Raw genomic sequence first — 22554 nt, forward strand, 5'->3', positions numbered from 1 at the left:
TTACAGAGAGGTAGCGTTACAGTTGAGGCTCTCTAATGCGCTTTCCTCTGCAGGTGCCGCAATCATTTGAACTTTTCTTGTTGGGCGGAGGGCTCCACGCTCTGAGGCTGAAATCGCGTTTCAATCGCCAGGTGATAGCCTCGCCCGGCTCGGCCCCATGCCGCAGCAATCATCCGGCGGATTTCCCGCAAGCGCTTCAGTGCCGTCCGGTTGTTATCCTCGGAACCCGTATAGATGAGGCGCAGAACGGACGGCTCCTGATCGAGCAGCACTATCATTTGATTGATTTGCCGTTCCCATTGCGGGTTCAACTTCGCGGAGCCTTGCAAAAACGCTGCGTCGGTCAGATCGAGTCGAACCACACGGCCGATTGTCGCGCCGAACAGGAACTCCGACCCCTTACCGGCTGTGAGCCTTACCACACGTGGATTCTCCGTGGTGAGACGGTAGCCGGAAGGCAATGACCGAGGATCAAGCTTCAGAATGTAGTTCGCGCCAATCCTTTGATCAGGCAGATCCGCACAGGCGACATGGAAGCGCCCTTGAGCGTCTGATGTCAGCAACAGGCCTTTTATCGTCGCGAGCCTCACCCCCGGCAGACCTGGCTCGTTTTCCTCCTGGTATCCATTCCGGTTCCTGTCATCGAACACCTTTCCGATGATGTCGCCGCAATCGAAAACAGCTTCGACAACCACCTCTACGACTGCCGTTGCAATACGGGAAGCAACGCCTCCTTCCGTCGTTTCCACCCAGGCCTTGTTTACGTACTCTCCAGGCTTGGCGGCTCCAGTCACGACGAGGTCGAGCTCAACAATTGCCGCTTCGTCAGGGGATAGTGTGACGTTTTCGAATGTCAGTCTGCGGCCTTCGACCAATGGCTCTGCAGCATTGCCGTTCAGCTTCGCGCTTCCACGGGCGAATGTCAGCCCCGCCGGTGTCATGTCGATGATTTTGACAGCGCTGCCGCCGGCAGACCCAAGCTGCTTCACGGTGATCGTGTAGGGAACCCGATCACCACGCCGCACCTCCGCCAGCGGTGTCGTTTTGCCAACAGCGTAGCCCGGCAACACCACGGTAGCCCCTGCAACCGGTGAGAAGACTTCCCGCCCATCCGCCCCACGGCCGGAGGCTTTTGCAGAGTTTTGAATGCCGTTTTCAAGACCCTCCGCTGCATCAATGTCGCGCTGAGTGAGTGTGTATGTCGCGGTGAAGGTCTTGGTTTCTCCTGCAGCAAGATCCGCACTGGCTGGAGAGAAAGGCGTGAAACTCCCACTGCCCGGCTGCCCGTCAAATCGTGGTCCTGGATCCTCAGGTCTGACACCCGAGACGGTCACGTTGCCTTCGTTGGTCGCAGTCAACGTGTATAGGATGGTATCGCCAGGTCTAGCGAGCCGTCCGGCGCCCCCCTTTAATACACCTGACTTCTTCAGTCCAAGTGCACTGACCTGCAGTAGCGGAGTGTAGTTGGGATCATCCGGCTCCCCATCGCCATCGAGATCCTCATCTGATGTGTTATTCGGGTCATCGGACGTATCCGAAACCACCGTACCATCTCGGGTGCTACCGCTTATCCTGGTCGTAGCGGCAACACCGCCAGCGTCGATATCAGCCTGCGTTATAGGGTAGGAAACCTCCGGTAGGGAATCCACTTGCGCCCCCGGCTTGAGAGCTGGAATTAAGCCACTGTAGACAGATGCGGCTCTCGCCGCCGGGCGGACTCCGGACTTTTTCCAATCGATCGAATCGATCGCGAGGTCCTCCAACGTTGTATTGCCAGTGTTGCGAACCGAGAATGAATACTGAATGGGTTCACCTGGATCTGGAAATCCGTTTGAGTTTGTGTCGATCCATTCTCCTGAAAGCTCAAGCTCTAAGGACGGGACTATCTCGAAAGGTATGGTCGTTGCATCGCCGGGTCGCCCCCCCGGCGGTCGAGCATGTCTGACCACGTCTTCGCCCTTGGGATTTTGAGCTACGGCGGCCGCATTGTTCGAAAACGAGCCTTCATCAATGTCTTCTTGAGTGATGACATGCTCGCCTGTGACGTTGGAATCACTCTGCCCCGGCGCCAACGACGCTATAGGGCTGTTTTTGATCTCCGCTTTGTCGTCAGTTACCGCGATGTTGCTGAGTGTGACATTGCCCGTGTTCAGAGCGGTGAATGTGTATTCGATTACCTCACCAGCATCGGCAAATCCGTTTCCGTTGGCATCGATATGCTCTGCTTTCTTGACAAGATCGTAGTCAGACACGGTTGCCAGGCCGCCAGGTGGCGGTGTGGGCTCGCCTGCTTCTCCGCCTGGAGGACGCGACTGCTTGGATAGGCGATCTCCATTGGGCAACTTGGCGTTCGAGGTGGCAAGGTTATCGAGATCACCGGCATCGATATCTGACTGGGTGACCTCATAGGTGCCGGATATGCTTTCTTCGTCCTTCTGGCCTGGAGCGAGAGGCCCGGCCACCGGGCTGCCTTCCACCCTGGCCCGCGAATCCGTTACCACGATGTCGGTGAGCGAAACATTCCCCGTGTTTTCAACGGTGAACCTATACCTGATCACCTCACCAGCATCGATCAAACCGTTTCCATTCGCATCCTCATGTTCCGATTGCTTGACGAAATCGTAGTCGCCCTCCAGGAGCGTTTCGACGCGTGTTGCCTCCCCTTCCCGACCACCTGGGGGGCGCGATTGCTTATCGAAATCCTCGCCGTCCGGTCCCTTCGCAGTCGCCAGCGCGACATTGTCTATGCTGCCCGCAGCCAGATCTTCTTCGGTGATCTCGTGAACTCCCTTGACCGAATCCGAGTCAACTTGCCCTGGCGCCAAGGAAGCAATCGGACTTCCTGATATCTCGGCGTTCGGGTCCGATATGTCCACATTGGTCAAAGTCGTGTTGCCGGTGTTTGCCACCGTGAAATCGTACTTGATCTCCTCACCAACATCAGCTCGACCGTTACCATTCGCATCGTCGTGCACCGCGCTTTTGACCACATCATAATCGGTTTCCTGCTCCAAGCCCCCAGGCGGTCTGGTGGGGTCGCCGGCATCGCCCCCAGGCGGACGGGATTGCTTCGTGACGTCGTCGCCGGTCGGCAGCTTTGCGGTTGAATCGGCAACGTTGTCGAGATCACCAGCATCAACATCATCCTGTGTTACGACGTAGGTGCCTTTGACACTTTCCTCGTCTTTAGCACCGGGCTCCAGCGGTCCCGCTAGCGGGCTGCCTTCAATCGTCGCTCGAGAATCCGTAACCACAATATCCGTCAGCGGAACATTGCCGGTGTTCTCCACGATGAACTTGTAGCTGATCGTTTCGCCGGCATCGATCCGCCCATTACCATTTGCGTCTACGTGCTCTGCCTCCTTTACGAAGTCGTAGTCACCTTCCATTGGGGTTTCGATGCTTGTGGGATCTCCCGGGTTGCCGTTCGGTGCCCGAGATTTTGCGGTGACGTCTTGACCGTCTGGCCCTTTCGCTGAACCTGAAGCGAGATTGTCGATCTTCCCTTCGATCAGGTCCGCTTCGGTGACCGTGTAGTATCCCTTCACGGTTTCGCTGTCGCTTGCCCCTGGAGCTATGGAGAGAATTGGATTTCCCTCGATTCTCACCTTTGAATCGGTGACCTCGATGTCGGTAAGCGTCGCGCCACCGGTATTTTCAACTGTGAAGTCGTAAACGATCTCCTCGCCGATATCGACTTTGCCATTTCCGTTGGCGTCAACATGTCTGGCTGCCTTGATAATCGACATCGAGGCTTCAAGGTCGGTGTCGGTATCACTGTTGTCTTCTGGAGAATTGTCGATGATCGTGTCAGGAAGATTGAGCGTCGCCGTGTTGATCAAATCTCCCGAATGATCCGCTGGGATTGAAATCGTCAGATTATACGTGACCACGCCCCCCACCGGAAGACTGGCGGTCTGATTGTCAAGCGCGCCTGTTCCGCTTGCCGCGTCACACACGCCGTCGTTTAATCCGAAACAGGTCCAGTTCGCTCCGGTGACCCCTGCTGGCAACGGGTCATCCACCCCAATGTCGGTAGCCCCGAATGGACCGTTGTTGACCACTGTTATGGCGTAGGTCACGTCCTCCCCGGGGAGGTAAGCCTCCTTCCCATCCGTTTTGGAAATGGCGATGTCCGCTGGAAAGCTGAGTATTGTTGTCGCGCACTTCATGCCGTCGTTGATTGACGAACCCGGGGAGTTGGAAATGCGGGTTGCGCGCCCGGTAGCAGTATCAAACTCGAAAAAGCCCTCTCCGCTATTTCCGGAGCCATAGACGGTATTTGGTGTGCCGAACATGCACCGAAGAGGCTGCTCGCAGCAAGCCCTGTATCACCAATATTTTTAACCGCCCCGGTCACCGGGTTGATGGAAATCAGTTGGCGCGAGTCACCTTCTTTGGCGTAAAGAAGCCCGTTGGACCACGCCAGATCCGTAAGAAACACACTTCTAGTTAGAGGTATTCTGATTGCTGATGCTGAAGAGATATCTACTTTGTATAAACTGTTATCATGAGTTCTACTATATATATAGTAAGAGCCATCATCAGATATATCTCCCGTATTCGCCTTAAAACCCGACGGTAGACCGGTAATAGTTCCAATATTTTGAGCCTGAGCGTTAGAACCAATTCTATAAAGGGTTGGCGAATTATTATTTACAGCATACCCGTAATTGTCCAACGGGTTGTAAGCCGTTGCGTTATAGGTGAAGGACACGCTCCCCAGGTTCACAAATGTGAAAGGGTTCGTGGACGTATCGATTGCATTCAAGCTGGTCTGCGTTCCCTGAGACAACCACATGCGAGAATCGCACGTTCCAAAATCAGGCAAAGTTTGAGCGCCGGCGCCCCCTCCTGATATTCCAGGAAAGCCCCCCAGGAAGGCGCCCCCCCAAAAGCAGACCACTGAAAAGAACTTCATAAAATCAAATATTGATGATCTAATAATTTTTATCATATTTTATTTCCCAAAATTAGGGAAAAACTATTTAATAATAAATTTATATTAAAATAATCTTCTAACTCATCTCCGTACATGGAAGTTTCAGCAGTCCTCGCTCAGCCTTCCATCACATGGGCTCGTGAAAACACCCAAATTTCAAAAGCGGAAGTCTCTCGTCTCTTTATCCTTTAGGTCACTTCATGCACGAGCATCACGAGGGAGACAGAGACCGTTTGTACGTTTTTGGAGACCGCCCCTGAAACACCCGGCTTGACTTTCCGCGCGTACCCTTTATGTGTCCGCCAGACTCTTTAAGCGCTGGTGGAGAGATTCTGCTTTTGCGCAACCGACAAACCACCAGAAACGGACGACAGACATGGCGAAGGCCACGACCATCAAGATCAAGCTGCAGTCTACGGCTGACACGGGCTTCTTCTACGTCACGAAGAAGAACAGCCGCACGATGACCGACAAGATGACCAAGCGGAAGTATGACCCCATTGCCAAGAAGCATGTGGAGTTCAAGGAAACCAAGATCAAATAGATCCGTTTTCACCGCATTCTATCGGAACGCCGCCTTCGGGCGGCGTTTTTTTTTGAGACAGCAACATTTGTGCGGCCCCGAAGATGCGCGCTGCAAAGTGTTTTTCAGCTACGCCGTAGCCAGTCGTCTGGATTTTCTGAAAATTAGGGCCGGAAGAAAAAGGGGGCCGGTCGGCAAACTGGCAGCGGTACGAGGAGGCCACTATGAACCAGCGCCGGCCGGCCGACCCCACGGACCCAGGAGATGCGGCGGACCTGAGCATCATGGGGTATTCTGAAGCGGCGGCCCGACAATAACGCCGAGATATGAAGCCCGCCCCTTTCGGCCGAGATTTGCGCAGGGTGGTCAGAAAATCAACACTTACTTAACCATTCCCGCCAACTCCCTGACGTTAGGGTTAAATATGGGGCGGATGCGGCGCTCCGTCAGCCCCCAAAATTGGTGGAGTGCTTCATCACTCTTTCGTGCTTGTGCCGTAACCGAGCCCCACCATGGATTACTGCGACTGCGGAGAACGGCCGCATGATTGCAAGCCCGTGTTCGTTGCGGTTCAAACAGGCGCGGTGGTAAGTGCCAAATTCAGGCTGCGGACGCCACAACGCGGTTACGGCCTTTGCTCTTCGCATCATAAAGCGCAATGTCCGCGCGCTTTATCAGTTCGGCCGGATCAACGTTGCCGTTCCTGCAGCCGACAACCCCCACGCTGGTCGTAACGGCAATCGCATTCTTGCCTCTGTCGACCGTGAAGGGCTCACTGGCAATGGCGGCGCGCAAACGCTCGGCCACCTTCTCCGCCATGTCGCGTTCGGTATCTGGCATCACCACAACAAACTCTTCGCCCCCGAAGCGGCAAATCAAATCGATACCACGGATGTTCTGACGTAATCGGTCGGCAAACTCGCGCAGCACATCGTCACCGCTGGGGTGACCCCAACGGTCGTTGATCACCTTGAACCGGTCTATATCGACCATCATCACCGATAGGGGGCGTCGCCGGGCGACAGCGCGCGCCAGAAGCTTTGGCAGATGCGTGTCCAGATAGCGGCGATTGTAAAGTCCTGTCAGCGGGTCAGTGACCGCCATTCGAAAACTCTGGCTGACACTTGAGCGCAGGCGGTCGTTGTAGCGCTTGCGTCGCAGCTGTGTGCGCAGACGCGCCTGCAACTCCTGTTCGTCGATGGGACGAACGATGTAATCGTTCACGCCCAGTTCCAGCGCCCTGGAAATCAGTGTTTCCTCATTCCTATCAACCACCAGCATCACCGGCAGAAGTCGGGTGCGGTCCAGCGCCCGCAACTGAGCACAAAGCCGCAGCGGATCGTAAGAAGCGTAACTGGAGGTAACGAGAACGCATTCATAACCGCCTTCTGCCGCTCGAAACAAACCCGCCTGCGGATCGTCCTCGACGTCGAGTGAAAAGCGTTCCTGCAACATGCCGGAAATCGCTGCAGAAGACCGGGCATCTTCGTCAATCAACAGAACAGTAGGCAGGCCGCGCCGGTCCCCCTCCAACCCCGGTGCAAACCCCAGATTGTCGATCGTCTCGGTGCGCAGACGCAATTCATCCGTAAGCATTTTCAGACGAACAAGGCTTTTGACCCTTGTGACCAGCTGGAGATCGTCGACCGGCTTCGACAGGAAGTCGTCAGCACCGGCTTGTAGACCTCGCACCCGGTCCGGTGTTTCACCCAACGTTGTCAGCATGACAACCGGTATGTGTTGGGTGGCATTGTCTGATTTCAGCCTGCTACAAACCTCGAATCCGTCCATTTCCGGCATCATGACGTCCAGCAGGACGACGTCCACTTTTCCATCAGCGCAGATTTTGAGCGCCTCTGCGCCGCTATAGGCACAGACGACGTCGAAATACTCCGCCATAAGCCGGCTTTCGAGCAGTTTCACATTGGAAGCGACGTCGTCGACAACCAGAACGCGCGCGGTCATGGCCGGCTCCTCACGAATGTCTTCGGGAAGCCATCCAAGACATCAGGCATCCCCCAGATAGGATTTGATCGTTTCTATGAAACTCGGCACGGAAATGGGTTTCGAGATATAGGCCTCGCAGCCGCCCTGGCGAATACGCTCCTCATCGCCTTTCATTGCGAAGGCCGTCACCGCAATTACGGGGATCGTATGGAGATCATCGTCCTGTTTGAGCCATTTCGTGACCTCAAGGCCCGAAACCTCCGGCAACTGAATATCCATCAGAATTAGATCGGGGCGATGCTCACGGGCGAGGTCCAGAGCATGCAGCCCGTCGCGGGTCCGCACGGTGTCATAACCGCTTGCCTCGATAAGATCGCGAAAGAGCTTCATGTTGAGCTCATTGTCTTCGACGATCATGACCTTCTTCGACATTTCACCCCGTCCCACTCAACCCCGCATCGCCGCTTGGCACCTGCCCTCGTCGACACCGTACCAAATCGCGAAATTTCGGGCACTACCCTTGCACGATTTGATTTATGAATCGGTAATGGGCGCCTGCGAATCGTAGCTTTACAGCATAGCGGCCCAGGCTTGGTGCGCAATTCGTCTGATCGAACGGCCACAAAGGCTTTTGATGTCCAATGGAGAAGGTCCACCATGCAACGAGAGGAAGCCGAGACTATTGCCGTTTCCGCCCTGGCATTTATAGCGGCAGATGATCAGCTCCTCCCCCGGTTTCTCTCACTCACCGGCATCGAGGCAAATCAAATTCGCGCAGCGGCTGCCGAACCGGGGTTTTTGAACGGGGTTCTGCAGTTCATCCTCGCGCATGAACCGACACTGCTCCGTTTTTCCGAGGAGAGTGGCATCGCGCCTGAGGTCGTCGCGCGCGCGCCGACCTTCCTGCCTCATGGCCACACATCCTACGACATCCAGCCTTGATACGATTTTGGACGGAATACATGACCATTGATCCTGAGACCTCCAGGCAGATTGACGAGCTATCCCTGAGCAATGATCCACTGCTTGTGCTCGATGTCGACGACGTGGTCCTGGAGTTCATCAGACCGTTTCCGGAATATCTGCGCACCCGAGGCTTCGAACTCAAGCTCGAGAATTTTGGCCTGAACGGGAACATCGTTGACCTTTCCTCCGGTGATCGCGCCACTGACAAAGCGGTCTCACAGCTCGTCGATGCCTTTTTCGAGGTCCAGCATGATTGGCAGAAACTCGCCGAAAATGCCTCCGAAACCATCGCACGTCTGTCCAAAGCAAGTCAGGTTGTCCTTCTGACCGCCATGCCGCACCGCTATCGGCAGACACGGCGAACATTGCTCGATCAACTCGAAATGCACTATCCGCTGCTGACGACTGAACGCGCCAAGGGTCCTGCAATCAAGCGCCTGCGTGGAGATCAACTCCGCCCCGTCGCCTTCGTTGATGACATGTATTACAATCTCGTCTCCGTGCGCGACACGGTTGAGGATGCTCATCTTTTTCATCTCATGGCCGACAATTCCGTCCGCGCGCTCATGCCGCCAATCCCCGAGGGCATTACGGTGGTGGAACACTGGAAAGAAGCCGGTGAAAAGATCGCGCGCGCGCTCAACCTTTAGCTGACCGTCTCACCGCCGTCGATTAGGCGGGAAACCGCGCATGGTAATGCCGGTAAACGCTACAGTGTCATAGGGTCAAGCGCATGAGTGGGCGCCCCACCTTGCGCTCGAGAACCGTCTTGAAACCCGCCTTTTCAAAAACCCGCGTCGCCCCCACGAAAAGGCCGATGGAGCGCGCATCCTTGGAGCATGTGATTGGACAGGCTTCCAGAATGCGGGCACCTTCATGACGGGCATAGTCGATCCCCGCTGCCACAAGCTGGTGCGACAGCCCCTTCCGGCGCACAGAAGGCCTGAGAAAAAAACAGGACACTGCCCAGACCCCAGGATCCCCGGCATCGCCATCCTCCACCGGTGCTGATACCCTACCCTTGTTGTTCCACTCCGGAATGTCCGCGCGCGGACCGATCTGCATCCAGCCATCCGCACGGCCGCTCTCGATCAACAGCAGCCCGGGCGGCGGGCCGGTCTCGATCCGAGCCTTGATGTGATCCTTGTTACGCTCGCGATTGTTCTCGCGCCTTACCGCAGGCGGCAACCGAAAATGCGTGCACCAACACCCGTAGCAGGCGCCCTGCTTACCAAACAGATCCTCGAATATCAGCCACAGATCCGACGTCAGAGGTGCAACTTCATGGGTCACCCAATACACCTCCACGCCGCAGCTTGTGCTGCGCCAGCGTTTCCAGTAATATGCATGTTCACTTTATGTTCACATGATCCGCCATGCCTGTCAACGCCCTCCCGCACGGCCTTTGCCGTGACTGCCTCAGTCCGGCGCAGACGGCGTCCAGGCGGTGCCGGTCGTGCGGCAGTCCACGTATGCTCGTCCATGCGGAACTGGACGCCCTTTCCCTCGCACATATCGATTGCGACGCCTTCTACGCCGCTGTTGAAAAGCGTGACAATCCTGCGTTGCGTAACAGACCCGTCATCATTGGCGGCGGAAAACGGGGAGTGGTGTCCACGGCCTGTTACATCGCCAGGATCAACGGTGTGCACTCAGCCATGCCCATGTTCAAAGCGCTTGAGGCCTGTCCGGAAGCAGTCGTTATCAAGCCAGATATGGAGAAATATGTACGCGTCGGACGCCAGGTGCGCTCGATGATGGAAGCGCTCACTCCGATGGTGGAGCCGATCTCGATTGACGAGGCCTTTCTGGATCTTTCCGGCACAGAAAAACTTCACGGTGCTCCACCCGCACTGGTGCTCGCACGGTTTGCTCGCCAAGTGGAAGAAGAAGCCGGGATCACCGTTTCGGTTGGGCTGTCCTATTGCAAATTTCTGGCCAAGGTTGCCTCCGACCTGGACAAACCGAAGGGCTTCTCGGTCATTGGAAAAGCAGAAGCTTTTTCCTTCCTTTCGCAAAAGCCTGTCACCCTCATCTGGGGTGTGGGCAAGGCTTTTGCCGCAACATTGGCGCGGGACGGACTTAAAACCATCGGACAGCTACAGACCATGGAGCGTGGCGACCTCATGCGCCGCTATGGCACCATGGGAGATCGTCTTTATCATCTGTCGCGCGGACTGGACGCCCGTATCGTAAAGCCGCGCGGTGAGGCCAAGAGTGTTTCTTCGGAAACCACGTTCAATACCGATCTTTCAAGCGCTGAAGATCTGGTTCCGGTGCTGCGCGCACTGTCAGAGCGAGTATCAACACGTCTCAAGAAAGCAGACATTGCAGGGCGTACGATTGTCCTGAAACTCAAAACCACCGATTTCCGTATTCGAACGCGCAACCGGCAATTGGGAGACCCTACCCGCCTGGCCGACCGGATTTTTCATACGGGGCTGGACCTGCTGAAGCGGGAGATTGACGGCACGCGCTTTCGTCTCCTCGGCATCGGTGTGAGCGACCTTACGGATGCAGGCAAGGCCGATCCTCCCGATCTGGTGGACCGTCTCTCTCACAAACGCGCGCTTGCAGAAGGCGCGATGGACAGTCTTCGTGAAAAATTCGGCAAACAGGCCGTGGAAACCGGCTACACATTCGGTCACGGTCGCGCAGGCCGTCCGCAGCGCGATGAAGAAACCTGACCGCTGGCAGACATGTGCACCAGCCCCTGCTCAGCCGTCGGGAAGGAAAGCTGTCGGAACTTAGACGAGTTCGACCTCGACGACGCCCGGCACAGCCCGCATCGCGGCTGCTATCTGCGGCGATATGCGGTATCGGTTGGGCAGACCAACCTCGATCTCGCCCTGCCCGCCTTCCTTGATGACGACGAGGCTGACCTGGGCGTCACCGCGCTGTGTCAGTTGCGATGAGATTGCGGCCAACGGCTTCGGGTCGCGCAGATAGATGCGCAACGCCTTCTGCATGCGGCAGGCCTCTTCCTCCAGGGACTGCACGGCCTGGATGCGAAGATTGACGCCTTCCGGCCTATTCTCTGCGCCCACCATGATCACCACTGAGGAGCCTGCTTCCAGAAGGTCGCGGTACTGCGCCAGTGCCTCGGAGAACAACACCGCCTCATACTGTCCCGTAGCGTCGGAAAGCTGGATGATGCCCATCTTGTTGCCGGTGCGCGTGCGCCGTTCCTGTTTAGACGTAACGGTGCCGGCAAGGCGGCCGGCACTGGCACCACGCTTCACGGCAGCCTGGAAATCCCCCCAGTTCTGCACCCGCATCTTTTCCAGAATCTCTGCATATTCATCCAGCGGATGCGCCGAGAGATAACAGCCGACAACCTGGAACTCGCGGTGAAGTTTGTCGGCAGCCGGCCATGGCTCGACCGTCGGCAGGTGTATTGTCTGTGGCTCGCCGCCACCCGACATCCCGAAAATGTCGCCCTGCCCCATGGCGGCATCTTCCGCAGCGCGTGCTGCCATGCCCATCAATCGGTCGATGCCGCCAAAGAGAGCCGCGCGGTCGTGTCCGAAACAGTCGAAGGCACCGGCCTGGATGAGACTTTCGAAGACGCGCTTTCCAACAATCTTCGGGTCAATGCGGGCGCAGAAATCCTCAAGGCTCTCGAACTGCTTCTCGTTGCGTTTTTCGACGATGTGCTCGACCGCAGCGTCGCCAACGCCCTTGATCGCGGCCAGGGCATAATAAATCCTGTTCTCGCCCACTTCGAACGGGCGATGCGATGTCAGAACCGAAGGCGAAACCACTTCAATGCCGAGCCGCATGGCGTCGCGGCGGAAGTCGTTGAGCTTGTCCGTATTGGCCATGTCGTAGGTCATGGACGCGGCCAGGAACTCGACCGGGTAATGCGCCTTCAGATAGGCCGTCTGATAAGAGACGATGGCATAGGCGGCCGCATGCGACTTGTTGAAGCCGTAGTCGGCGAACTTGGCCAGAAGGTCGAAAATGAAATCGGCCCCCTGTTTGCTCACGCCCCGCTCGGTGGCACCATCAACGAAGATGCTCCGCTGCTTTTCCATCTCCGAGCGGATCTTCTTGCCCATGGCACGACGCAGAAGATCGGCCTGTCCGAGCGTGTAGCCGGCGAGCTCCTGCGCGATCTGCATCACCTGCTCCTGGTAGACGATGACACCCTGCGTCTCCTTCACCAGATGGTCGATCTTGGGATGGATCGAGGCGATTTCCTCTTCGCCGTGCTTGCGCGCATTGTAGGTCGGGATGTTCTCCATCGGACCTGGACGGTAAAGCGCCACAAGCGCGATGATGTCCTCGATCCGGTCCGGCTTCATGCCGATCAGCGCCTTGCGCATGCCCGCCGATTCCACCTGGAACACGCCGACCGTCTCACCGCGCGAGAGCATGGCATAGGTGTCCGGATCATCGAGCGGAATGCGCGACAGATCGATCTCGATCCCGCGCCGGCGGATGAGCTTCACCGCCGTTTCCAGAACAGTCAGTGTCTTGAGGCCAAGAAAGTCGAACTTCACCAGTCCCGCCTGCTCGACCCATTTCATGTTGAACTGGGTGACCGGCATGTCGGACCGCGGGTCTCGATACATCGGCACCAGTTCCGACAGCGGCCGGTCACCGATCACGATGCCGGCGGCGTGCGTCGAGGCGTGGCGGTAAAGGCCCTCAAGTTTCTGGGCATAGTCGAGAAGCGTACCGACAATCGGCTCCTTCTCCACCTCCTCGGCAAAGCGCGGCTCGTCCTCGATCGCCTTGGGCAGCGGGGTGGGATTGGCTGGATTGGACGGCACCATCTTGCACAGGCGGTCCACCTGCCCATAGGGCATCTGCAGCACGCGCCCCACATCGCGCAGTACAGCACGGGCCTGCAGCGTACCGAAGGTGATGATCTGCCCCACCTGATCGCGGCCATACTTCTCCTGCACGTAGCGGATCACCTCCTCGCGGCGGTCCTGGCAAAAGTCGATATCAAAGTCGGGCATCGACACGCGGTCTGGATTGAGAAAGCGCTCGAACAGCAGCGAGAAGCGCAGCGGATCCACATCCGTAATCGTCAACGCATAGGCCACCAGCGAGCCGGCACCCGAACCACGCCCCGGCCCCACCGGAATATCCTGAGCCTTTGCCCATTTGATGAAATCGGCAACGATCAGGAAGTAGCCAGGGAATTTCATCCGTTCGATGATGCCGAGCTCGTAGTCAAGCCGCTCGACATAAGTCTCGCGCGTGTAACCTTCCGCCAACCCCTGTGTTTCAAGCCGATGCTGCAGCCCCTCATGGGCCTGCCGCCGCAACTCGTCGGCTTCTGCCTGAAGAGCAGCTTCCGCATCGGCGGCGTCCGCGCCCGTAAAGCGTGGCAGAATCGGCGGATGCGTTTGCGTGAAATAGGAACAGCGCCGGGCAATCTCGATTGTGTTGTCGATGGCCTCGGGCAGATCGGAAAAAAGCCGTGCCATTTCGGCCTGGCTCTTGAGGTAATTGTCCGGAGTGAGTTGCCGGCGGTCATCCATGGCGATGACCGCCCCTTCCGCGATGGCGATCAGCGCGTCATGGGCTTCATAATCGTCGCGGGCGGGAAAAAATGCCTCATTGGTGGCAACCAACGGCAGTTCATGCCTGTAAGCAAGCTCGACCGTGGCCGCTTCCAAAGCTCGGTCGTATCCCTCAAACCGCTCCAACTCCACATAGAGGCGATTTCCGAAACAGTTTCTGAGAAACAGCAGCCGCTGCTCGGCCACCTCCGGACGGTCAGCCTTCAGCGCCGCACCGACCGGTCCGCGCGGGCCTCCGGTCAGGCAGATAATCCCTTCGGCCAGCTCGGACAACCATGCCGTGGTGATATGGGTGGCTTCCCCCGGTTCGTTCTCCAGATAAGCACGGCTCACCAATCGGACGAGATTGGCGTAACCAAGTTCTGTCGCCGCGATCAGAACCAGCGGTTCATACTGCGTTCCACCAGATTTTCGGCCATTGCCGCGCCGTGCCTCGGCCAGAGCATCCTCGAATGCACAATCGAGTTGGCATCCGACGATCGGTTGCAGTCCTTCCTTGGAAGCCTTCTGCGAAAATTCCAGCGCCCCGAACAGATTGTTGGTGTCCGTGATGGCGATTGCCGGCGCTTCGTCCTTCAACGCGTGGCCAATGATCTTTCCAAGCGGAAGCGCGCCTTCGAGAAGCGAATAGGCCGAGTGCACCCTCAGATGAATGAAGGGCCGCTCGGGCCTGTTTCTCTCACGCTCTGCTGCCGCAAAGATCGGATCGCGCAAACGTCGGTCGCTCGCCATGAATTGATGCCGCTCGGTATATGAAGACTCAGGCTGTCATTGTTCCGCATCCAGCGGAACGGGTAAAGGCCCGCGCGCGAGCATCGCACGGCTTTCTGGGATCAAGCCGCAGGTTCGACTTCCAAAACCCGGTCAATCGCCGACGCAAGTTCGCTGGGCTTTTCAACGACAGACACCGCACCCGCCTCTTCGAGTTCGGTCCTGTCACCAAACCCCCACAACACACCGATTGTCGGAACTCCATTGGCTTTGCCCCCGGCGATATCGTGAAGACGGTCTCCGATCATCACGGCCTTTGATGGATCGATGGGTTCGTTCGACAGAATATGCCTGATCAGGTGGGCCTTGTTTGAATTGGTTCCATCGGGCGCGGAGCCATGAATGGCATGAAAATATTCTGAAAGGCCGAAATGGACGATGATATCCCTGCTGTAGCTCTCCATCTTCGATGTCGCTACGGACAGAAAATACCCTGCATCCACGCAATGGATAAGGGCATCCTTGATCCCGGGAATAAGTTCGTTCTCGAACTTTCCGACTTCCTGATAGCGCTCACGATAGTGGCCGACCGCTTCCCAGATCCGCGCTTCGTCATCCGTTTCCAGGAAGGCTGCGAAGGTCACTTGCAGAGGCGGCCCGATGTGAGAACGGATGGCATCATCGTCAGGAGCGGCTCGTCCCATTTTTTGCATCGCGTGGCGGATGCCATTTGAAATTCCGGTAAACGGGTTCGTCAACGTACCATCGAGATCGAACAGCGCCGCTGCCCGCTTTGTGTTCTCCGCCATTCGGAAAAAAACTCCTATTCGAATTCCATGATGACCGCGTCCACGGCAAGACTATCGCCCGGCGCTGCATTGATCTTGGAGACGGTAGCATCTCGCTCCGCACGCAAGACATTTTCCATTTTCATCGCCTCAACGACAGCAAGCGTCTCGCCCGACTTCACCTCCTGCCCCTCCGAAACGGCGACGGAGACGACCAACCCCGGCATGGGACAGAGCAACATTTTGGACGTGTCCGGTGCTTCGCGCACCGGCATCAGTCGATCCAGTTCGGCAATGCGCGGCAGCATGACACGAACATCTGCAGACACCCCCTGCCAGGCGAGGCGCACGCCATTCAATATGGGGCGCACCTGAACCGCAACAGTGCGACCATTCACCTCTCCCTCCCAGACCGCTTCGCCCGGTCTCCAGGAGGAGCGCACTGTCTGCGGATCGGCGCCGTCGATTTGAATGTCCATTTCCAGCGGGATCGAGATCATACCCTCGACAACGCTGACGGAAAGGTAGTCGTCCTCCAGCCGCACAAGCCAGTCGCGCTTCAGTTCGCCCGAATGCGGGGCCAGGCGACCGGTCAGCCGGTCCAGCCGCTCGCGCCGCAGAAGCTCGACAGCCAGCGCTACGGCGGCAAGCACCGTGCGCTCGCCCGTCGTGGGCGCAGGAGGAGCAAAGCCGTCAGGAAACTCCTCTGCGATAAAACCCGTGGACAACCGCCCTTCGCGCCAGCGCGGATGGCTCATCAGGGCGGAAAGGAAGGGTATGTTGTGCTCGATCCCATCGATCACAAAACGGTCGAGCGCCTCCCCCATGGCATTGATCGCATCGAGACGCTCCGGCGCCCAGGTACACAGTTTTGCGATCATGGGATCATAGAACATCGAGATTTCGGAGCCTTCGGTGACACCGGTATCATTGCGCAGCACCGCATCCCCGAAACGCCCTTCCTGAGGCGGACGATACCGTGTGAGCCGGCCGATGGAAGGCAGGAAATTGCGCACCGGATCCTCGGCATAGATGCGGCTTTCGATCGCCCAGCCATTGAGCTTGACGTCGGCCTGCTTGAAGGAAAGCGCCTCTCCCGCCGCCACCCGCAGCATCTGCTCCACCAGGTCAATCCCCGTGACAAGTTCGGTGACCGGATGCTCCACCTGAAGGCGCGTGTTCATTTCCAGAAAGTAGAAGTTGCGGTTCTTGTCGACGATAAACTCGACCGTGCCAGCACTCTGATAATCAACGGCTTTTGCGAGCGCCACCGATTGGGCGCCCATGGCAACGCGGGTTTCCGCATCAAGAAAGGGTGATGGCGCTTCCTCCACCACTTTCTGATTGCGGCGCTGAATGGAGCATTCGCGCTCGCCCAAATAGAGGCAGTTACCATGCGCGTCGGCCAACACCTGAATTTCGATGTGCCGCGGCTCCTCGACGAATTTTTCGATAAAAATCCGGTCATCGCCGAAGGATGACGCCGCCTCCGATTTGGAGCGCTCGAACCCCTCGCGCGCCTCATCATCGTTCCACGCGATCCGCATGCCCTTGCCACCGCCGCCAGCCGATGCCTTGATCATCACCGGATAACCGATCTCACCGGCAATCGTCACCGCATGCTCGGCATCGTCGATCAGTCCCATGAAACCGGGAACGGTTGAAACCCCGGCTTCCGCAGCGATCTTCTTGGACGTGATCTTGTCGCCCATGGCCTGAATGGCCTTTGGCTTGGGACCTATGAAGACAATGCCTTCCGCCTCAAGTTTTTCGCAGAAGGCAGCATTCTCTGAAAGAAACCCGTAGCCTGGATGAACGGCTTCAGCGCCTGTCTGTTTGCAGGCAGCGATGATGCGATCGCCCAGCAGATAGCTTTGGTTGGCAGCAGCAGGGCCGATATGCACCGCCTCGTCGGCCATTTCCACATGCACGGCGTCCGCATCGGCGTCCGAGTAAACAGCAACCGTGGCGATGCCCATGCGTTTTGCTGTCTTCATCACCCGGCAGGCAATTTCACCGCGATTGGCAACGAGGATCTTCTTGAACATGAACGGTGGTTCCCCCCAACGAGCAGCTTTGACACTGTTCTATGACCTGACGCGCGCTCACTCAAGCGCTTAGCAACTCGGTCGTGTGCGAAGCCGCTTTGCCAGTTTCCTTCCTTCCGTGATCTGATCGGGCTTGCGACATGATGCGTTTCCTGAAACTTTCAGGTGAGATTCCGGAATTGCAGGAGAAGTGTCCATGAAAACCCGCGCCGCTGTTGCCGTCCAGGCAGGAAAACCACTGGAAATCATGGAGGTCGATCTCGAAGGCCCGCGCGCAGGCGAAGTGCTGATCGAGGTGAAAGCCACCGGCATCTGCCACACGGACGAGTTCACGCTGTCGGGTGCCGACCCCGAGGGCATTTTCCCGGCGATTCTTGGTCATGAAGGCGCTGGCGTGGTCGTCGATGTCGGCCCCGGTGTGACAAGCCTCAAGAAGGGCGATCATGTGATCCCGCTCTACACGCCCGAGTGTCGTGAGTGCCCGTCCTGCCTGTCGCAAAAAACCAATTTGTGCACCGCCATCCGCTCGACTCAGGGCCAGGGCCTGATGCCGGACGGCACAAGCCGCTTCTCCATCAACGGCGAAAAGCTCCATCATTATATGGGCTGTTCGACCTTCTCGAACTTCACCGTTCTTCCCGAGATCGCCGTGGCGAAGGTCAACCCTGACGCGCCCTTCGACAAGATCTGCTATATCGGCTGCGGCGTGACCACGGGCGTTGGAGCCGTTATCAACACGGCCAAGGTGGAAATCGGCGCGACCGCTATCGTCTTTGGTCTCGGCGGCATTGGCCTCAATGTCATTCAGGGCCTGCGGCTTGCCGGCGCCGACATGATCATCGGTGTCGACCTCAACAACGACAAGAAGGAATGGGGCGAAAAATTCGGCATGACGCATTTCGTCAATCCGAAGGAAGTCGGCGAAGACCTCGTTCCCTATCTCGTCAACATGACCAAACGTGGAGCCGACCAGATCGGCGGCGCGGATTACACGTTCGATTGCACGGGCAATGTCACCGTTATGCGCCAGGCGCTGGAGAGCGCTCATCGCGGGTGGGGTGAATCCATCATCATCGGTGTGGCTGGTGCGGGCCAGGAAATCTCCACCCGCCCCTTCCAACTCGTCACCGGACGCACATGGAAAGGCACAGCTTTCGGTGGTGCGCGCGGCCGTACGGACGTGCCAAAAATCGTCGATTGGTATATGGAGGGCAAAATCGACATCGATCCGATGATCACCCACACGCTGGCACTCGACGAGATCAACAAGGGCTTCGACCTGATGCATGCGGGCGAGTCCATCCGTTCCGTGGTCGTCTACTGAGGCTGAAGCCTTGCCGACCCTCTATGTCGATGCGGACGCCTGTCCGGTGAAGCAGGAAGCAGCCCGTGTCGCCGAGCGGCATGGGCTTGTGATCGTTTATGTCTCCAATGGCGGTCTGCGCCCTTCGCGCGATCCCATGGTGCGCCATGTGGTGGTGCCTGGCACCGCTGATGCCGCTGACGACTGGATCGTGGAGAATGCGGAGGCTGGAGACGTCGCCATCACTGCGGACGTGCCGCTGGCCGCGCGTCTCGTTGAGCGGGAGGTGCATGTGTTAGGCCCGACGGGCCGGGCCTTCACACCCGCAAGCATCGGCATGGATGTCGCCATGCGCAACCTGAAGCAGGATCTGCGCGAAGCCGGTGAGATCAAGGGGTACAATGCGGGCTTTACCGCCCGCGACCGCTCCGATTTCCTGCAGGCCCTCGACCGCACCGTTCGGCGCGCTATGAAAGAATCAAAGGACTGAACCTATGAAAACCGTCTCCACCGCCCTTTCGCATGGCGGCGTTCAGGGCGTTTACAGCCATTCATCCGAGACCTGTCAATGCGACATGACCTTCGCCGTCTTCGTCCCCCCTCAAGCTGAAGATGGCCCCTGCCCGGTGCTCTGGTATCTCTCTGGCCTCACCTGCACGCACGCCAATGTCATGGACAAGGGCGAATACCGGCGCATGGCCGCCGAGTTGGGCATGATCGTCGTCTGCCCGGACACCAGCCCGCGGGGCGACAATGTACCGGATGAGCCGGACAACTGGCAGTTCGGCAAGGGGGCCGGCTTCTATGTCGACGCGACGCAAGAGCCCTTTGCCAAGAACTACCGCATGTATTCCTACATCACCGAGGAACTGCCGGCACTGATCGCAGGAAATTTCCCGGCGGACATGAATCGTCAAAGCATTTTCGGCCATTCCATGGGTGGCCATGGTGCCCTGATCATCGCACTCAAGAATACTGACCGGTTCAAAAGCTGCTCCGCCTTCGCCCCCATCGTAGAACCCTCGACGGCCGGCTGGTCGAAACCTGCGCTCGAGAAGTATCTGGGAGCGGACGCAACAGTCTGGCGCCAATACGACGCGTGCGCGCTCGTCGCCGACGGCGCACGCTTCTCCGAATTCCTGATCGATCAGGGTTCAGCCGATGGCTTCCTTGATGAGGGACTCCGTCCGTGGCTGTTCGACAAGGCATGCTCTGAGGCAGGTATTCCGCTCACGCTCAACATGCGTGAAGGATATGATCATTCCTACTTCTTTATCTCGACCTTTATGGACAACCATCTCGCCTGGCATGCAAGGCGCCTCGCCGCAGACTGACCTGAATCATCGCATCAACTTGATGAATCAAAACACCATGTTCTGCACCTAACACATTGGATCCCAAAAGCTTTCAGGGCCCAATCCTGACCGACATACTGACGCGAACTTGTGCCGGCGCATCGCATCGGTCATGTTCATGGTGGCAGAACCGCCCTATCGTGCGGGGCCAGCCAGCTCAAGGTGATCGACAAAGGGAGGTGCCGACCGATGCAGGACACCGCACATATCTATTCCGATGCACCCGACCGCGACACTATGGGCGGTCGCCTTTCTCGAGCCCGTGACGCGGCTGGGCTGCCGGTCGCCGAACTCGCCCGCCGTCTGGGCGTAAAAACGGCAACCATACAGGCTTGGGAAAGCGACCGGGCGCAACCTCGCGCCAATCGTCTGGCCATGCTTGCCGGCGTGTTGAATGTCAGCCTTTCCTGGTTGCTGCATGGCGTGGGCGTCTCGCCCGCCGACGAAAGCCGCTCGGAACTGGTCAATGCCGTTTCTGCCAATCTGAAACGCATCCGCAAACTTCAGGACGAAACAAACCGGCTCATCGCTCAGATCGAAGTCGATCTCTCCCGCGCAGGGAACACTGGCTAGCCTTGTTGGCGAAACCGCACGGCTTGTGCACAGAAACCGTCCTGGCGAAGAGCGCCACAAGCTTTATGGCAGGTGACAAACCCGACGGGCTGCGCTAGTTTCCAGCCGTCGAGGGCAGAAGCCCTGCCTGTCTGCGGGAGAGAGCCAAACCGGCAAATGCTGGAGCGGACGCCGAAGGGGAAATCGCCCGAAATCTCTCAGGCAAAAGAACCGTAGACGGGTCAAGACACTCTGGAAAGTCGGGGAGAAATCCCCGCGCCGAAGGTGTAAGCGTGGTCGACAGGGTTCCGACTGCGCGAGTCTCTCAGGCTTCCGACAGAGGGGCACGAACATGTCGCTAGCTGCGGTATGCGTGCGATTCTGGAGGAATGATGAGCGATACGAAACCCCAAAAACATTTGCCGCTGGAAGCGTTGCATGAAGATGCAAACGCGCGCTTCGGTACATTTGCCGGCTGGCGCATGCCACTGACCTATCCTGCCGGTGTGATGAAAGAGCACTTGCACACGCGCGAAAGCGCGGGGCTCTTCGATATTTCCCACATGCAGCTTTTCGAAGTCGAAGGCGCGGGTGCCGCAGACTTCCTGTCTCGCGCCTGTCCCCTCGATGCAGCAGCCCTGAAGCCAGGCCAGTCGAAATACACCGTTCTACTCAATGAGAACGCCGGCATCATCGACGATCTGATTGTCACGCGCCTTGGCGAAAGCCGCTTCATGGTCGTTGCCAATGCCGGCAATGCCAACAAGGACGAAGCGCATTTCCGCGCCATTGCAACCGCGTTCAAGGTTTCACTCACCCCGCTAGAGCGCGTGCTCGTCGCACTGCAGGGCCCTGAAGCCGAAGCGGCCATGATTGCGGCAGGCCTCGATCTGAGCGATCTGACCTTCATGACCGGTACCGAGCCCCGCGCGGGCTGGTTCGCGGCCCGGTCGGGCTACACGGGCGAAGACGGTTTCGAAATTGCCCTTCCTCTTGATGAGGCGGAGCGCTTTGTCCGCACCCTGCTTGATGACGAGCGGGTGCAGTGGGTCGGCCTTGCCGCCCGCGACAGCCTGAGGCTGGAAGCAGGCCTGTGCCTGCATGGCCAGGACCTTGACGAAGACACCGATCCGGCAAGCGCAGCCATTCTGTGGGCGGTCCCGAAGGCTTTGCGCGCAGAAGGCAAATTCATCGGTGCTCAGGCCTTGCAAGAGATCATCGCCGATGGCGCCAGCGAAAAACGTGTCGGCCTGAAGCCTGAAGGCCGACAGCCGGTCCGTGCCGGTGCGCCGCTCATCAATGAGGCGGGCGAGATGGTCGGTCGCGTAACCTCCGGCGGGTTCGGCCCTTCGGCGGGGCATCCTGTGGCGATGGGCTATGTCGCCAAATCGCTCTCCGAGCCCGGCACCCGTCTCTATACCGAAGTGCGCGGCAACCGCATCGCACTGGACGTCCATCCCCTTCCCTTCACGCCGCAGCGCTACAAAAAAGGATAACAGCCAGATGAGCCAGACCTATTTCACGGAAGATCACGAGTGGATCAAAGTCGAGAACGGCGTCGCAACTGTCGGCATCACCGACTACGCGCAGGAACAGCTTGGCGATCTGGTCTTTGTCGAACTGCCGGAATCCGGTGCCACGCTTTCCAAGGGCGACACGGCCGTTGTGGTGGAATCCGTCAAGGCCGCATCTGACGTTTATGCACCGGCCGATGGCGAAGTCGCGGAGGTGAACGATGCCCTGACCGGCGATCCCGCCCTCGTGAACTCCGCCCCCACCGGCGATGGCTGGCTGTGGAAAATGAAGCTCACCGATGAGAGCCAGCTTGAAGGCCTCATGGACGAAGCTGCCTACAAGGCATCGATTGCCTGAGGAACGA

At 58.0% G+C, this 22554-nt stretch carries 18 protein-coding genes and 1 riboswitch; of the genes, 10 read left to right on the forward strand and 8 right to left on the reverse strand.

Going from position 1 to position 22554, the window contains the following annotated elements; genetic code table 11:
- Positions 1 to 62: 62 nt before the first annotated feature.
- Entirely contained in the window at positions 63 to 4172 is a 4110-nt protein-coding gene (locus KW403_RS00640; RefSeq protein ID WP_246637986.1) for a DUF7507 domain-containing protein, read from the reverse strand.
- A complete protein-coding gene (locus tag KW403_RS19290; RefSeq protein ID WP_246637840.1) occupies positions 4169 to 4957 on the reverse strand; it encodes a DUF6923 family protein in 789 nt (262 codons plus the stop codon). Before KW403_RS19290 ends, KW403_RS00640 begins: the two co-directional genes overlap by 4 nt.
- A 361-nt stretch (positions 4958 to 5318) precedes the next feature.
- Between KW403_RS19290 and rpmG the strand changes: the two genes are divergently transcribed.
- Entirely contained in the window at positions 5319 to 5486 is a 168-nt protein-coding gene (rpmG, locus tag KW403_RS00645) for a 50S ribosomal protein L33 (RefSeq protein ID WP_007008183.1), read from the forward strand.
- 579 nt (positions 5487 to 6065) lie between these two features.
- On the opposite strand, the gene KW403_RS00650 is transcribed toward rpmG, so the two are convergent.
- A complete protein-coding gene (locus KW403_RS00650; protein WP_223020880.1) occupies positions 6066 to 7430 on the reverse strand; it encodes a PleD family two-component system response regulator in 1365 nt (454 codons plus the stop codon).
- A 42-nt stretch (positions 7431 to 7472) separates the two neighbouring features.
- Complete coding sequence (locus KW403_RS00655; protein WP_065815141.1) at positions 7473 to 7844, reverse strand: response regulator; 372 nt, start codon at positions 7842 to 7844, stop codon at positions 7473 to 7475.
- 225 nt (positions 7845 to 8069) lie between these two features.
- On the opposite strand from KW403_RS00655, the gene KW403_RS00660 reads away from it, so the two are divergent.
- Entirely contained in the window at positions 8070 to 8354 is a 285-nt protein-coding gene (locus KW403_RS00660; protein WP_223020881.1) for a DUF3572 domain-containing protein, read from the forward strand.
- A 20-nt stretch (positions 8355 to 8374) separates the two neighbouring features.
- Positions 8375 to 9028 (forward strand): hypothetical protein, encoded by a 654-nt coding sequence (locus KW403_RS00665; RefSeq protein ID WP_223020882.1) that lies wholly within the window; start codon positions 8375 to 8377, stop codon positions 9026 to 9028.
- A 67-nt stretch (positions 9029 to 9095) separates the two neighbouring features.
- On the opposite strand, the gene KW403_RS00670 is transcribed toward KW403_RS00665, so the two are convergent.
- The gene (locus KW403_RS00670) at positions 9096 to 9671 is read right to left on the reverse strand and encodes a GNAT family N-acetyltransferase (protein WP_223020883.1); all 576 of its coding nucleotides are present in this window, start codon (positions 9669 to 9671) and stop codon (positions 9096 to 9098) included.
- An 83-nt stretch (positions 9672 to 9754) separates the two neighbouring features.
- Between KW403_RS00670 and KW403_RS00675 the strand changes: the two genes are divergently transcribed.
- A complete protein-coding gene (locus KW403_RS00675) occupies positions 9755 to 11065 on the forward strand; it encodes a DNA polymerase IV (protein WP_223020884.1) in 1311 nt (436 codons plus the stop codon).
- Positions 11066 to 11125: 60 nt separating this feature from the next.
- Here the strand turns inward: KW403_RS00675 and dnaE are convergent, their stop codons facing one another.
- The 3 genes from dnaE to KW403_RS00690 all read right to left on the reverse strand — a co-directional run bounded on the left by dnaE (position 11126) and on the right by KW403_RS00690 (position 17465).
- A complete protein-coding gene (dnaE, locus tag KW403_RS00680) occupies positions 11126 to 14650 on the reverse strand; it encodes a DNA polymerase III subunit alpha (protein ID WP_246637841.1) in 3525 nt (1174 codons plus the stop codon).
- A gap of 101 nt (positions 14651 to 14751) precedes the next feature.
- Entirely contained in the window at positions 14752 to 15438 is a 687-nt protein-coding gene (locus KW403_RS00685; RefSeq protein WP_223020885.1) for an HAD hydrolase-like protein, read from the reverse strand.
- A gap of 14 nt (positions 15439 to 15452) precedes the next feature.
- Entirely contained in the window at positions 15453 to 17465 is a 2013-nt protein-coding gene (locus KW403_RS00690; protein ID WP_223020886.1) for an acetyl-CoA carboxylase biotin carboxylase subunit, read from the reverse strand.
- A gap of 196 nt (positions 17466 to 17661) precedes the next feature.
- Here KW403_RS00690 and KW403_RS00695 point away from each other — a divergent pair, with 196 nt between their 5' ends.
- The 6 genes from KW403_RS00695 to gcvH all read left to right on the forward strand — a co-directional run bounded on the left by KW403_RS00695 (position 17662) and on the right by gcvH (position 22547).
- Entirely contained in the window at positions 17662 to 18789 is a 1128-nt protein-coding gene (locus tag KW403_RS00695) for an S-(hydroxymethyl)glutathione dehydrogenase/class III alcohol dehydrogenase (RefSeq protein ID WP_223020887.1), read from the forward strand.
- Entirely contained in the window at positions 18752 to 19258 is a 507-nt protein-coding gene (locus KW403_RS00700) for a YaiI/YqxD family protein (protein ID WP_223020888.1), read from the forward strand. Before KW403_RS00695 ends, KW403_RS00700 begins: the two co-directional genes overlap by 38 nt.
- Positions 19259 to 19262: 4 nt before the next feature.
- On the forward strand, positions 19263 to 20102 hold the full coding sequence (fghA, locus tag KW403_RS00705) for an S-formylglutathione hydrolase (protein WP_223020889.1): 840 nt from the start codon (positions 19263 to 19265) through the stop codon (positions 20100 to 20102).
- Positions 20103 to 20312: 210 nt separating this feature from the next.
- Positions 20313 to 20696: a helix-turn-helix domain-containing protein gene (locus tag KW403_RS00710; RefSeq protein ID WP_223020890.1), complete on the forward strand. Its 384-nt coding sequence runs from the start codon at positions 20313 to 20315 to the stop codon at positions 20694 to 20696.
- Between the two features lie 124 nt (positions 20697 to 20820).
- Positions 20821 to 20919, forward strand: a riboswitch (glycine riboswitch).
- 148 nt (positions 20920 to 21067) lie between these two features.
- Positions 21068 to 22171 (forward strand): glycine cleavage system aminomethyltransferase GcvT, encoded by a 1104-nt coding sequence (gcvT, locus tag KW403_RS00715; protein ID WP_223020891.1) that lies wholly within the window; start codon positions 21068 to 21070, stop codon positions 22169 to 22171.
- A 7-nt stretch (positions 22172 to 22178) separates the two neighbouring features.
- On the forward strand, positions 22179 to 22547 hold the full coding sequence (gene gcvH, locus KW403_RS00720; RefSeq protein WP_223020892.1) for a glycine cleavage system protein GcvH: 369 nt from the start codon (positions 22179 to 22181) through the stop codon (positions 22545 to 22547).
- Positions 22548 to 22554 lie beyond the last annotated feature (7 nt).

It is taken from the genome of Nitratireductor kimnyeongensis (genome assembly GCF_019891395.1).
GTDB classification, from domain to species: domain Bacteria; phylum Pseudomonadota; class Alphaproteobacteria; order Rhizobiales; family Rhizobiaceae; genus Nitratireductor; species Nitratireductor kimnyeongensis.